The following is a 12185-nucleotide window of genomic DNA, read 5'->3' on the forward strand; positions in this document are numbered from 1 at the left end:
CCACATGCGCGTCTTCCTCGCCGGGGCAACCGGCGCCATCGGCCGGCTCCTGCTGCCGCTGCTGCTGACCGCCGGCCACCAGGTGGTGGCCGGCTCGCGCAGCGAGGAGGGCGCCCGGGCCCTGCGCGCGCAGGGAGCCGAGGCGCTCCGGCTGGACGTCTTCGACCGGGCGGTGGTCGAACGGGCCGTGGCGGCGGCCGCGCCGGACGCCGTGGTGCACCAGCTGACCGCGCTGAGCGGTCTCGACCTCACCGAGAACGCCCGGATCCGGCGGGAGGGGACCCGCAACCTGGTGGACGCCGCGCACCGGGCCGGGGTGCGCCGGATCGTCGCCCAGTCCATCTCCTGGGCCTACCAGGGCGGCGACACCCCGGCGACCGAGGCCACCCCGCTGGACCCCACCACCGAGCAGCCGCGCGCCGCGACGGTCGGTGGCGTGCGCGCGCTGGAGGAGGCTGTGACCGAGCTTCCCGAGCACGTGGTGCTGCGCTACGGCACCCTCTACGGCCCGGGCACCTGGTACGCCGAGGACGGTCTGATGGCCGAGCGGCTGCACCGGGGCGAGCTGGCCGCGAGCGAGGCGGTGAACTCCTTCCTGCACGTCGAGGACGCCGCCCGGGCGGCGCTCGCGGCGCTGGAGTGGCCCAGCGGCACGGTCAACGTGGTGGACGACGACCCGGCCCCCGCCCGGCTCTGGGTCCCGGTGCTGGCCGCCGCCGTCGGGGCGCCGACGCCGCCGGCCGCGGCCGGGCGGGCCGCCTGGGAGCGCGGTGCGGACGGCACGCTGGCCAGGACCGCCCGCGGCTGGCGGCCGACCCGCGCCTCCTGGCGACAGGGCTTCACGGAGCTCGGCCGAGGCTGAGGCCGGGAGCGGGGCCGGGGCCACGGCCGACGCGGGTGGCGCGGGTCGGCCGGCGAGACCGTCAGGCGAAGCGCCGGACGTCGGCCTCGCTCCGGTACGGCGCCCAGCCCCCGTCCGGGGCGCCGGTGGCCGTGAAGGCGGCCAGGGCGCGGGCGAAGGACTCGCCCAGCGCGCGGTCGGCCGCGCTGACCCCGCCCAGCATGGGGGCGGCTGCGAAGGCGTCGAAGGTGCCGAAGAGGAAGGGCAGTTCGGCGCAGTGCGTGACGCCGGTGCCCAGGTCGTCGGGCACCGGGCGGCGGTCGAAGCGGTAGACGTACGCCGGGGTGCCCTGGGCGGCGCGGTGCTCGGCCAGCTCGGTGGCGCCGGCGTGGAACAACCCGCGGGTGACGGCCCCGGCGACCTCGCCGCGCAGGCCGAAGGCCGTCATCTCGTCGGTGGTCGTGCCCAGCAGCAGGTCCTTGCCGCCCAGCGCGCCCGCGGCCACCGCCGGGAGCAGCGGCTGCGGCAGGCCCGCGCCGCCGAGGACGGGGTACATGGGCGGGTTCGGGTCGCCGGACCCGGCGCGGTCGGCGGCCAACCGGCGGTAGGCGTCGAGCAGGCGCTCGGCGGGCAGGGTGCGCAGCTCCTCCCAGCCGGCCCGCCCCGGGGCCGTGCCGAGCAGGCGCAGGAAGTCGGCGGCGGACCCGGCGGCCTCGTCCGGGCCCTGCGGGCGCATGCCCCAGGGGCCGCTCTGCGCGATCACCCGGCGCACCAGGCCGCCGGTGGCGGGGTCGACCGCCAGCGCGAGGGCCGAGTAGGCGCCGGCCGACTGGCCGCCGACCGTGATCGCCCCCGGGTCGCCGCCGAACGCGGCGATGTTCTCGGCGACCCAGCGCAGCGCGGCGCCCTGGTCCTGGCAGCCGGGGTTGTCCGCGCCGAACTCCGGCTGGTAGAGGTAACCCAGCGGACCCAGGCGGTAGTTGGCGGTGACCACGACGATGTCGCCGAGGGCGGCGAGCCGGGCGCCGTCGTACCAGTCCCAGCCGCCGCTGCCGCTGCTGAAGCCGCCGCCGTGGAACCAGAGCAGCACCGGGCGCGGCGCGGCCGTGGCGGCGTCCAGGGCCGGCCGGGGCGTCCAGACGTTGAGGGTGAGGCAGCCCTCCTCGTCCCAGTCCGGCGTGCGCGGACCCATCACGACCTCCAGCCGGGACGGGCCCTGCGGCACCGCCGGGCCCGGGCGCACCGCGTCGCGCACCCCGGACCAGCCCGGCTGCGGGCCCGGTGCGGCGAAACGCAGCGCGCCCACCGGGGAGGCCGCGTACGGGACGCCGCGGAACGCCGCCACCGTCCCCTCCACCGTGCCGCGCAGCAGCCCGTGGGCGGTGGCGAGCACCGGCCCCGTGCCGTCCGCTCCGCTCGTGCTGCCCGTTGCGCTCGTTCCGTCGGTCATGGCCCGTCCCCTCTCGTCGTGCTGACGTCCCAGGTGTACGACCTCCCGGCAGGACCGGGCCATCACAGGGGGCCCGGCTTCCGAAAGTGCGTCACCGAAGCACTCTAGAATGCCGAATGTGCGCCAATCGCTGGACCAGACCGACCGCCGGATCGCCGCCGCGCTGCTGATCGCACCCCGCGCCTCCTGGCGCACCCTCGCGCACTGCCTGGAGCTGTCCGAGCGCACGGTGGTCCGCCGGGCCGGGCCGCTGTACGCCGACGGCACGCTGCGGGCCACCGTGGTGCGCAGCCCCGCCCGGTTCCCCGCGCTGGTCCCGCTGGCGCTGCGGGTGCGCTGCCGCCCGAACCGGGTGCGGGCGGTGGCCGCCACGCTGGCCCGCCGGCCCGACACGGTCTGGGTGGACGTGCTGGGCGGCGGCGACGAGATCAGCACGATCCTCTTCCTGGACGGCCCCGAGGCCCGCAACACCCTGCTGCTGCGCGACCTGCCCGCCACCGCCGCCGTCGCCTCCTGGACCGCGCACACGCTGCTGCGGGTCTTTCCGACCTCGTTCCACTGGAGCGGCGGCCTGCTCTCCGCCCAGGAGACCGCACTGCTCCAGGCGACCGATCCGCTGCCGGCCGACGCGCCCGGGCCGGAGGCACCGGACGTACCAGACGCACCGGACGCACCGGAGGTGCCCGCGGTCACCGAGGCCGGCGAGGCGCCGGGCGACGCCGCGCTGATCGAGGCGCTGACCGCGAACGGCCGGGCCGGCTGGACCGAGCTGGCCGCCCGCACCGGCCTCGGCCCGCTCACCGCCCGGCGCCGGGTGGCGGCGCTGGTGCGCGGCCACGTGGTCCGGCTGGCCACCGAGGTGGACCTGGCCCTGCTCGGCTGCCAGAGCGAGGCGCTGCTCTGGCTGACCGTCAGCCCCGGCGCGCTGGAGGCCACCGGGCGGACACTGGGCCGCCACCCCCGGGTCCGGTTCGTCGCCGCCACCACCGGCCCCGCCAATCTCCTGGTGGCGGTGGCCGTGGCGGACCTCAGCGCCCTGTACGGGTTCCTGACCGGGACCGTCGGCACCCTGACGAAGATCACCGGCATCGAGACCACGCCGATCCTGGCGACCGCCAAGCGCACCGGGCTGACCCGTCCGGCCTGGTGAACCCACGCGCTCGCGCGGCGTCAACCAGGCTGCCGGGCAGTGGAGTTGTCCCACGTCGGCGGCGCGCGCCGGCGGACCCGAACCGGGCCCGTCCGATCTTGCGCAGCCGACGTGGCGTCAGTTAGCGTTCCTCTTGTTCGTGTTCCATCACGTGCACGATTTCATGGGGCGGGTCATGCAACCCAGGATCGGTATCACCGCGCGATTACGCCGGTCAGTGCAGAGCCACTGTGTCCACCAGGCCTACGTCGACCAGGTCGCCCGGGCAGGCGGTGTACCGATCGTCATTCCGTTCGGCGACGAAAAGCTCTGCGAACCGGTGCTGTCCGCACTGGACGGCCTTCTGCTCACCGGCGGCGAGGACATCGATCCCGCCTATGCCGACGGAACCCCGCGCCAGCCCGGATACGACTACCACCCCGACCGGGACGCCTTCGAACTGCGCCTGGCCGCCCTGGCCCTGGCGGCCGGAGTGCCGGTCCTCGGCATCTGCCGCGGCTGCCAGGTGCTGCACGTCGCGACCGGGAACCGGCTGATCCCGGACATCCCCGAGGTCACCGACGGCAGCGTCGCACACCGGCTCTCGCTCACCGAACCGTCCCGGCACCTGGTCACCCTGGCCGCCGAGGGCGTGGTGGCGCGGGCCTACGGGGAGCGGTCCCGCTGGGTCACCTCCTACCACCACCAGGGGCTGACGATGCCCGAGGCCCCGGATGCGCGCTGGCGGGCCACCGCGCATTCCGAGGACTCGCTCGTCGAGGCCATCGAACAGGTCGAGGGCGGCTGGGCCGTCGGCGTGCTCTGGCACCCGGAGCTGCCCGCGACGACGAATGGCGGCGAAATCCCTGTGCCGGCCGACCCGTTACTGCCGGACTCGTTGCCGGCCGACCCGTTACTGCCGGACTCGTTGCCGGCCGACCCGTTGATATCCGCCTTCGTCACGGCAGCGAGGCAGCCCCGTGTTTGAACTCCGCCGCCTCGCCCCCGAGGATCTCGGGCTCATTCTGGAACTCCAGGAACGCATCCGTTCCGGCCTCGCCGACAAGGCGATTTTCCAGACCAGTTCGCCGGAGTTCATCTCCTACTGCCTTGCGGAGGGCGGCCATTGCTACGGCGTCTCGCGCGGCGGCGAAACGGTCGCCTACCGCATGGTGTACTTCCCGCGCGATCGTGAGTTCAATCTGGCCCGGGACACCCCGCTGCCGCCCGCCGAGCACCTCCGGGTGGCGCACTGGGACACCATCGCCGTCCTTCCCCAGTGGCGCGGATTCCAGCTGGCCAGGCTGCTGAACACCCGGGCGCTGGCCGACCTGGAGCAGACCGACATCCGTCACCTCCTCTCCACCAGCTCACCCGCCAATCCGCACGGGGTCCGTTCGCTGATCGAGACGGGTTTCAGGCCGGTGCGGCTGGTGCGGAAGTTCGGCGGCAAGCTCCGCTTCCTCTGCTACCGCCCCAGCCCGGCCGGCTGGCCCGCGGCCGCCGGCCCGCGGCGGACCGTCGCGCTCGGCGCCACCGAGGAGTTGGAGCAGGCCTTCCGGGACGGGTGGACCGGCACCTCCCTCGTGATCGACGACTCCGGGCCCTGCCTCGCCCTGCGGCTGCAGCCCGCTCCGTTCGACGTCAGCGGGGCCGGCGCAGTCAACGGAGGGGACACCTGATGGGCCACGAGACGGCACCGCTCGATCCCGCCGACTGGGAGGAGTTCCGGGCGCTGGGCAAGCAGATCGTCGACGACATGGTCGACTACCTCGCCGGCGTCCGGGACCGGCCGGTCTGGCAGCCGGTACCGGACGCCGTCCGTGCCCGCCTGGCCACCGAACTGCCGCGCACCGGGACGCCGATGGCCGCCGTCTACCAGGACTTCTGCGAGTCGATCCTGCCGTACCCGCGCGGCAACATCCACCCGCGCTTCTGGGGCTGGGCGAACGGATCCGGCGTGCCCATCGCCGCCTACGCCGATCTGCTCGCCTCCGTGATGAACTGCACCCTCGGCTCGGGCGAGAACGCGGCCATGCTGGTCGAGCGGCAGGTGATCGACTGGCTGATGCAGGCCTTCGACTGGCCCGACACCGGCTCCGGGGTGCTCACCAGCGGCTGTTCGATGGGGCAGATCATCGCCCTGGCCGCCGCGCGCGAGGCCCGCACCGGCGGCTGGGACGTGCGCCGCGACGGCAACCTGGCCGGCCCCCAGCTCACCGTCTACGGCTCCACCGAGACGCACCACTCGGTCGAGAAGGCGGTCGAACTGCTGGGGATCGGGCGGACGTTCTTCCGGCAGATCCCGGTCGACGAGGACTTCCGGATCGAGGTGGCCGCGCTGCGCGAGGCGATCCGCGAGGACCGCGCGGCGGGGTTCCACCCGCTCTGCGTGGTCGGGAACGTCGGCACCGTCAACACCGGCGCGATCGATCCGCTGGAGGAGCTGGTGGCCCTCGCCCGCGAGGCGGGCCTGTGGCTGCACCTGGACGGCGCCTTCGGCGCGTTCGCCTACCTGCTGCCGAGCCACCGGCGGCTGCTGGCCTGCCTGAACCAGGCCGACTCGCTCGTCTTCGACCTGCACAAGTGGCTCTACCTGCCGTTCGACGTCAGCTGCGTCCTGGTCAACCGGCCGGACGCCCTCGAAGCCGCCTTCAGCTCCACCGCCGACTACATCAGCCGCACCGACCGCGGGCCGGCCGCCTACGAGGTGGCGTTCTCCGACCGGAGCATCGAGCAGTCCCGCCGGTTCCGGGCGCTGAAGGTGTGGTTCGCGCTCCGCACCCACGGCATCGACGCCTTCGCCGACGCGATCGCGGGCAACATCGAGCAGATCGCCCGGCTGACCGAACTCGCCGACGCGTCCGAGGCGTTGGAGGTCGTCTCGCGCAGCCGGCTGAACATCGCCACGCTGCGCTACGTCTGGCCGCAGGGCGGGGCGCAGGCGCTGGACCAGGTCAACCGGGAGATCCTGTCACAGCTCCAGGTGGGCGGGCTGGCGATGCCCTCGCACACCGTGATCGACGGGAAGTTCGTCATCCGGGTCGCCAACAACAACCACCGGACGACGACGGCCGACATCGAGTTCCTGGTCGACCGGATCCAGGCGATCGGCGACCGGCTCACCCGGCAGCTGCCCGCGGCCCCGAGAGGTGATTCCCGTTAGGTCAGGCACGTACTCGGTCGGGCTGCCGGCGGCGCTGGTCGCCACCGCGCTGTGGGGATTCACCTTCCTCGGGCCCGCCGTCATCGCCCCGCTCAACGTCTACTACCTGGTGGTGGGCAGGTACGCGGTCTTCGGCGTGATGTCGCTGACCGTCCTGGCGCTCAACTCCGACCGGGCGCGGGCCCTCGGGGTGCGCAGCTTCCTGACGGCGATGCACCTGGGCGTGGTCGGGTACATCGGCTTCTACCTGCTGCTGTCGCTCTCCACCAGGATCGGCGGCGGGGTCCTCGCCTCGACCCTGACCGGACTGATCCCCGCGATGGTCGCGCTGGCCTCCAACGTCTTCGAGAAGGCACTGGGCTGGCGCCGGCTGCTGCTGCCGATCGCCGTCATGTCCGGCGGGCTGCTGCTGGTGGACAGCGCCTCCTCCGCCGCCGACCGGGCCGGCCTCTCCGCAGGGCGGACCCTGCTCGGGATCGTGCTGGGCGTCTCGGCCTGCCTGGCCTGGGCGTACTTCGTCATCGCCAACGGCATCGTCCTCAAGCGCGCCAAGACCCCCGTCGACAACGCGGTGTGGACCGCGAGCATCGGCACCGGCGCCTTCGCCGCCTCGCTGCTGCTGGTGCCACTCGCCCGCGCGGGTGGCGGCCCCTCGCCGTTCCACGACACCGGGACCTTCTGGCGCTACCTGGCCTGGTGCGCCGCCCTGGCCCTGCTCGGCTCCTGGTGCGCCACCTGGTTCTGGAACGCGGCGACCCGACGGCTGCCCACCACCGTCATGGGCCCGATCATCGGGATGGAGGCCGTCTTCGGCGTGGTCTTCAACCTCATGCGGGAACGGCGCCTGCCCACCTCCCCCGAGCTGTGGGGCGGCCTGCTGGTCGTCGGCGGCGTCTTCCTCTGCGCCTACCTCTTCAACCGCGCACTGGCGGAGGCGAGGCGCAGCGAACCGGCCGAATAGGGCGCTCAGGACATCGCGACCACGACGGCCGCGCAGACGACGCCCCCCGCGCACGCCAGGCCCCAGAGCACGCTCAACGCCCCGTACAGCGCCTCGCGTCCCCACCGGAGGGAACCGGTGTCGATCAGGCGTCGAGCGGACCTCGACACCCGGGGCATCGGGAGGCTCGCGTCACGGCGCTGCAGCGCCTCCCGCACCAGCCGGTAGCCGTCGCTGCCGCTCAGACCGAGCCGGACGCCCCGGTGGTCCCGCACCATGAGCATGGGCGGCGAGTAACCGCGCGAGGTGTACTTGTACATCCTGATGCGGGTGATCCGAGCGAGGTCCACGGTCCGCCGACCGCTCAAGGTCCGCCCCGTCACCAGGTTCGGGTCGGCAGGGTCCACCCACACCTTCGTCCCGGCTTCGCACCGCATCGGGAAGAAGGCGAGATGGAACCCGGAGATCAGGCCCAGCAGGAGGATGCCCGGCGGATCCGGATCCGGCCGCACCCACAGTGCCGGCGCGAACCCCAGCACGAAGGTCACGGCCATCTCGATCGCCGCCTGCCGCCGCGATCTTCGCAACGCCGCCTCGGCCGGTACCGCCTGCCCACCCCGCACGATCTTCATGGGCGGTGAGCGTACTGACCAGGACGACGAAGAGGAAACGAAGTTGAGCGAAGTCAGAGCGGGTCCACGAGCAGAGCTACCGGGCCTTCGGGTTCGAGCTGATCGACGTCCCGGCCGCGCCGACGGACCGGCGGGTGGCCCTGGTCCGCCGGGCCCTGACCGCGCTCGGCTGCCCGGCGGGATCCGGCGGCCCCGGAGCCTGACGCTCAGCCGGGGCTGCGCAGCAGGACGGCGGAGAGCGGGACGAAGCCGCCGGGGCCGCCCGTCGCCGGGTCCTCGCCGGAGGTGCGGCGCAGCATGGCCAGGGCGATGCGCTCGCCCTGGGCCTTGGCGCGGTCGGCGAGCGGGCCCCGGTGCAGGCCGTCGACGGCGGCGCTCCAGAGCTGCACCCAGCGGCCGAAGTGGGCGGCGGTCAGCGGCTCGCGCTCGTGCAGGGCCGCGTGGGGGGCGAAGGCGTTGCGGCGGTAGGCGGCCGAGCGCAGCAGGGCGCTCTCCCAGAAGTCGGTGATCCGCGGGAGGTGGGCCGCCAGGTCCATCCGGGCCACCTCGGTGAAGTGCGGGCCGATCAGCGGGTCGGCGAAGGCGGCGGCGTAGAAGCGGCGCAGCAGGTGCTCCAGGTCGGACCGGGTGGCGATGTCCGGCTCGGCCGCGCCAGAGCCGGCGGCGTCAGGGTGCGGCATCGGGGGCCTCCTCTGCGGTGGACGCTCGGCAGCAACCGTAACTGTCAACCTTGGTTGACATCCTCCCGCCGTCAACCTATGTTGACAGCATGAGTGAGACCACCCAGCTCGCCGCGGACGCGAGCAGCCGCGACCCCGCCATCGGCCTGCGGGCCGTGCGGGCCCTGCGCGACCTGGCCGACCGCCTGGAGGACCTCCAGGTCGGCAACGCCCGGGCGCACGGCTGGTCCTGGCAGGAGATCGCCGCCTGCCTGGGCGTGAGCCGGCAGGCGGTGCACAAGAAACACGCCCGACGCCCCCACTTCCTGGACGGAGAGTGACCATGTTCGACCGCTTCACCCCGGCCGCCCGCGACGCGGTCTCGGTGGCCCAGTGGGAGGCCACCCGGCTGCACCACCCCTACCTCGGCACCGAGCACCTGCTGCTCGGCCTGCTGCACCACCCCGAGGACAGCTCGGTCGCGGTCCTGGTCGAGCTCGGTCTCGACCTGCCGACGGCCAGGGCCGGCGTCGTCCGGCTGCTCGGCGACGGCACGGCCGGCGGCGACGCCGAGGCGTTGGGCAGCATCGGCATCGATCTGACGGCGGTGCGCGAGGCGGTGGAGGCCGGCTTCGGACGCGGCGCTCTGGACGGCCCCGCGAGCCGGCCGGAGAAGGACAAGGGCCCCGCCGACGGGCGGGTGCGGTTCAGCGATCGCGCGAAGAAGGCCGTGGAGCTGAGCCTGCGGGCCGCGCTGGCCCGCAAGAGCAAGGCGATCACACCGGGCCACCTGCTGCTCGGGGTGCTCCAGGAGGCCGCCCTCGGCCCGACCCGCGAGCAGCGCCAGGGCCTGGCGGCCCGGGTGCTCCAGGACCACGGCCTGGCGGTCACGGCCGTCCACGCCGCCGTCCTCGCCACCGTCGACCGCTGAACCGGCTGGACCGGCCGGACCGGCCGGGCTAGGGCCGTACCGGCGCGGGCAGCTCCCGACGGATCACCGGCGCCACCTCCGAGGCGAACAGGGCGAGCTGGTCGTGCTGCAGTTCCTCGGTCAGCGCGTCCACACCGATCCCGACCACCTCGTTGCCGAAGGCCTCGTGGTACCGGTGGATCTTCTCGATCACCTGCTGCGGGCTGCCGACCAGGGCCGACCCGCGCTCCAGGGCGTCCTCCAGCGAGGCGAACGGCGAGTTGTTGTGCTTGCCCGCGGCCGAGTTGAACAGCGCGTCCCAGTAGGGGCGGAAGCCCGCCACCGCGTCCTGCGAGCGCTTGGCGAGGAAGAGCCCGCCGAAGCCGGTGCCCACCACCGCCTCGCGCGGGTCGTGGCCGTAGTGCGCCCAGCGCTCGCGGTAGTGGTCCACCAGCGCCCGGTACTTCTCCAGCGGGTGGAAACTGTTGGCGGAGAAGAGCGGATCGCCGTAGCGGGCGGCCAGGTCGGTGGACTGCCGGCTGGTCGCGCTGCCGTGCCACACCGGGATCGGCTGCTGGTAGGGCCGTGGGTAGCTGGTCACGTTCGTCAGCGCCGGGCGGGTACTGCCGGCCCAGTCCACCCCCTCCTCGCGCCAGAGCCGGTGCAGCAGGCCGTAGTTCTCCGCGAGGGCGTCCCACTGCCGCTCCTCGCTCAGCCCGAACAGCTCGAAGTGGCGCGGGTCGTTGCCCTTGCCGATGATCAATTCCAGGCGCCCGGCCGACAGTTGGTCGAGCATCGCATAGTCCTCGGCGACCCGGACCGGATCCAGGACGCTCAGCACCGTCACCGTGGTGAAGAGCCGGATGACGCTGGTCCGGGCCGCGACGGTGGCCAGCAGCACCGGCGGCGCCGGCGACAGGAAGGGCGCGCCGTGGCGCTCCCCCACCCCGTAGCCGTCGTAGCCCAACTCCTCGGCGGTGACGGCCTGGTCGATGACGTTCTGGTACTTCTCGTACGCGGTGTACTGGCGTCCGGTGACCGGATCGGGGCCGTTGGAGAGCAGGGACGAGACGATGAACCGCATGGCGGTGACTCCTCGCTGAGCCGAGAGAGGGGAGGGCGGAACGGAAGCGGGGCGCACGGATGCACCGCGAGGTGCGCGGCGGTGCACCGCGAGGTGCGCGGCGGTGCACCGCGAGGTGCGCGGCGGGCGGAGCCGGGAGAGCGGTCCTCAGCAGCCCGGACGCGTCAGCGCGCCGCGACGACAACAGCGGCGCGGGAGGCGGCCGGTGACCGGACGACGCATCGGACCCACCCCTCCCACTGAGCGACAGCAGAGATTGGACAAAATTCAACTGATCTTAGATCGGGCCCGACCCTCCGGGCAAGGGCCCGTGGCGCTGGCGCCGACGCCCCATCCGACCTGGCAGGATGCCCGCATGAGCTACCTCGCGGCCGAGTCCCGCTACACCTCGATGACCTATCGCCGCGCCGGACGCAGCGGCGTGCAGCTGCCCGCCGTCTCGCTCGGGCTGTGGCACAACTTCGGCGACACCCACCCGCTGGAGGTGCAGCGCGCGGTGCTGCGCCGCGCCTTCGACCGGGGCGTCACCCACTTCGACCTGGCCAACAACTACGGCCCGCCGTACGGCTCGGCGGAGAAGAACTTCGGCACGCTCTTCGCCCAGGACTTCCGCCCGTACCGCGACGAGCTGTTCATCGCCTCCAAGGCCGGCTACGACATGTGGCCCGGCCCGTACGGCGACGGCGGCAGCCGCAAGTACCTGCTGGCCAGTCTTGACCAGTCGCTGGGCCGGATGGGCCTGGACTACGTGGACGTCTTCTACTCGCACCGCTACGACCCCGACACGCCCCTGGAGGAGACCATGGGCGCACTCGCCTCGGCCGTCCAGCAGGGCAAGGCGCTCTACGCGTCGATCTCCAACTACCCGGCCGAGCAGCACCGCGAGGCGGTGGCGATCCTGCGCGAGCTGGGCACCCCGGCGCTGCTCAACCAGTCCAGCTACTCGATCCTGGACCGCCACGTCGAGGACGGCGTGCTGGACGCGGTGGGCGACACCCAGACCAGCCTGATCGCCTTCTCGCCGCTCGCCCAGGGCCTGTTGACCAACCGCTACCTGGGTGGCGAGGTGCCGGCCGGCTCGCGGATGTCGGTGGGGCACTTCCTGCGGCAGGAGGCGCTCACCGAGGACAAGCTGGAGCGGCTGCGGGCGCTGGACAAGCTGGCCGGGCAGCGCGGACAGAGCCTGGCCCAGCTGGCGCTGGCCTGGGTGCTGCGCGACCCGCGGGTGGTCTCGGTGATCATCGGGGCCAGCAGCGTGGCGCAACTCGACCAGAACCTCGACGCGTTGGCGGCCGGACCGCTGAGCGCCGAGGAACTGGCCGAGATCGACCGGCTGTCGGCCTAGGACCTCCGGCAGGCGCTGCTCGGCCCGCT

The 12185-nt window shown here is 73.5% G+C and carries 13 protein-coding genes; 9 read left to right on the forward strand and 4 right to left on the reverse strand.

Annotated elements, in window-relative coordinates; genetic code table 11:
• Positions 1-4: 4 nt before the first annotated feature.
• A complete protein-coding gene (locus tag OG294_RS08825; RefSeq protein WP_327065877.1) occupies positions 5-862 on the forward strand; it encodes an NAD-dependent epimerase/dehydratase family protein in 858 nt (285 codons plus the stop codon).
• Between the two features lie 61 nt (positions 863-923).
• Here the strand turns inward: OG294_RS08825 and OG294_RS08830 are convergent, their stop codons facing one another.
• A complete protein-coding gene (locus OG294_RS08830) occupies positions 924-2291 on the reverse strand; it encodes a carboxylesterase/lipase family protein (RefSeq protein ID WP_327065878.1) in 1368 nt (455 codons plus the stop codon).
• A gap of 109 nt (positions 2292-2400) precedes the next feature.
• Here OG294_RS08830 and OG294_RS08835 point away from each other — a divergent pair, with 109 nt between their 5' ends.
• The 5 genes from OG294_RS08835 (at position 2401) to OG294_RS08855 (ending at position 7547) form a co-directional block, all read left to right on the forward strand.
• Positions 2401-3441, forward strand: a complete 1041-nt coding sequence (locus OG294_RS08835) for an Lrp/AsnC family transcriptional regulator (protein ID WP_327065879.1) — start codon at positions 2401-2403, stop codon at positions 3439-3441.
• A gap of 217 nt (positions 3442-3658) precedes the next feature.
• Positions 3659-4408, forward strand: coding sequence for a gamma-glutamyl-gamma-aminobutyrate hydrolase family protein (locus OG294_RS08840; RefSeq protein ID WP_442789126.1), 750 nt, complete (start codon positions 3659-3661; stop codon positions 4406-4408).
• The gene (locus tag OG294_RS08845) at positions 4401-5102 is read left to right on the forward strand and encodes a GNAT family N-acetyltransferase (protein WP_327065881.1); all 702 of its coding nucleotides are present in this window, start codon (positions 4401-4403) and stop codon (positions 5100-5102) included. The genes OG294_RS08840 and OG294_RS08845 overlap by 8 nt, the downstream gene beginning before the upstream one ends.
• A complete protein-coding gene (locus tag OG294_RS08850; RefSeq protein ID WP_327065882.1) occupies positions 5102-6586 on the forward strand; it encodes a pyridoxal phosphate-dependent decarboxylase family protein in 1485 nt (494 codons plus the stop codon). The genes OG294_RS08845 and OG294_RS08850 overlap by 1 nt, the downstream gene beginning before the upstream one ends.
• Complete coding sequence (locus OG294_RS08855; protein WP_327065883.1) at positions 6573-7547, forward strand: DMT family transporter; 975 nt, start codon at positions 6573-6575, stop codon at positions 7545-7547. The genes OG294_RS08850 and OG294_RS08855 overlap by 14 nt, the downstream gene beginning before the upstream one ends.
• 5 nt (positions 7548-7552) lie before the next feature.
• On the opposite strand, the gene OG294_RS08860 is transcribed toward OG294_RS08855, so the two are convergent.
• Positions 7553-8158, reverse strand: a complete 606-nt coding sequence (locus OG294_RS08860; RefSeq protein WP_327065884.1) for a hypothetical protein — start codon at positions 8156-8158, stop codon at positions 7553-7555.
• A gap of 206 nt (positions 8159-8364) precedes the next feature.
• Positions 8365-8838 (reverse strand): group III truncated hemoglobin, encoded by a 474-nt coding sequence (locus OG294_RS08865; protein ID WP_327065885.1) that lies wholly within the window; start codon positions 8836-8838, stop codon positions 8365-8367.
• Between the two features lie 89 nt (positions 8839-8927).
• On the opposite strand from OG294_RS08865, the gene OG294_RS08870 reads away from it, so the two are divergent.
• Positions 8928-9158: an RNA polymerase subunit sigma-70 gene (locus tag OG294_RS08870; protein ID WP_327065886.1), complete on the forward strand. Its 231-nt coding sequence runs from the start codon at positions 8928-8930 to the stop codon at positions 9156-9158.
• A gap of 2 nt (positions 9159-9160) precedes the next feature.
• On the forward strand, positions 9161-9748 hold the full coding sequence (locus OG294_RS08875; RefSeq protein WP_327065887.1) for a Clp protease N-terminal domain-containing protein: 588 nt from the start codon (positions 9161-9163) through the stop codon (positions 9746-9748).
• A gap of 28 nt (positions 9749-9776) precedes the next feature.
• Here the strand turns inward: OG294_RS08875 and OG294_RS08880 are convergent, their stop codons facing one another.
• On the reverse strand, positions 9777-10811 hold the full coding sequence (locus tag OG294_RS08880) for an LLM class flavin-dependent oxidoreductase (protein WP_327065888.1): 1035 nt from the start codon (positions 10809-10811) through the stop codon (positions 9777-9779).
• A gap of 355 nt (positions 10812-11166) precedes the next feature.
• Between OG294_RS08880 and OG294_RS08885 the strand changes: the two genes are divergently transcribed.
• On the forward strand, positions 11167-12156 hold the full coding sequence (locus tag OG294_RS08885; protein WP_327065889.1) for an aldo/keto reductase: 990 nt from the start codon (positions 11167-11169) through the stop codon (positions 12154-12156).
• Positions 12157-12185: the final 29 nt, after the last annotated feature.

Source organism: Kitasatospora sp. NBC_01302 (genome assembly GCF_035976515.1).
Taxonomy (GTDB): Bacteria; Actinomycetota; Actinomycetes; order Streptomycetales; family Streptomycetaceae; genus Kitasatospora.

Excerpts from the sequence above, each read along its gene's own strand:
- OG294_RS08870 (WP_327065886.1), top strand. The coding sequence starts at position 8,928 with ATGAGTGAGACCACCCAGCTCGCCGCGGACGCGAGCAGCCGCGACCCC.
- OG294_RS08825 (WP_327065877.1), top strand. The coding sequence starts at position 5 with ATGCGCGTCTTCCTCGCCGGGGCAACCGGCGCCATCGGCCGGCTCCTG.
- OG294_RS08875 (WP_327065887.1), top strand. The coding sequence starts at position 9,161 with ATGTTCGACCGCTTCACCCCGGCCGCCCGCGACGCGGTCTCGGTGGCC.
- OG294_RS08860 (WP_327065884.1), bottom strand. The coding sequence starts at position 8,158 with ATGAAGATCGTGCGGGGTGGGCAGGCGGTACCGGCCGAGGCGGCGTTG.
- OG294_RS08835 (WP_327065879.1), top strand. The coding sequence starts at position 2,401 with ATGCCGAATGTGCGCCAATCGCTGGACCAGACCGACCGCCGGATCGCC.
- OG294_RS08850 (WP_327065882.1), top strand. The coding sequence starts at position 5,102 with ATGGGCCACGAGACGGCACCGCTCGATCCCGCCGACTGGGAGGAGTTC.
- OG294_RS08880 (WP_327065888.1), bottom strand. The coding sequence starts at position 10,811 with ATGCGGTTCATCGTCTCGTCCCTGCTCTCCAACGGCCCCGATCCGGTC.
- OG294_RS08830 (WP_327065878.1), bottom strand. The coding sequence starts at position 2,291 with ATGACCGACGGAACGAGCGCAACGGGCAGCACGAGCGGAGCGGACGGC.
- OG294_RS08865 (WP_327065885.1), bottom strand. The coding sequence starts at position 8,838 with ATGCCGCACCCTGACGCCGCCGGCTCTGGCGCGGCCGAGCCGGACATC.
- OG294_RS08885 (WP_327065889.1), top strand. The coding sequence starts at position 11,167 with ATGAGCTACCTCGCGGCCGAGTCCCGCTACACCTCGATGACCTATCGC.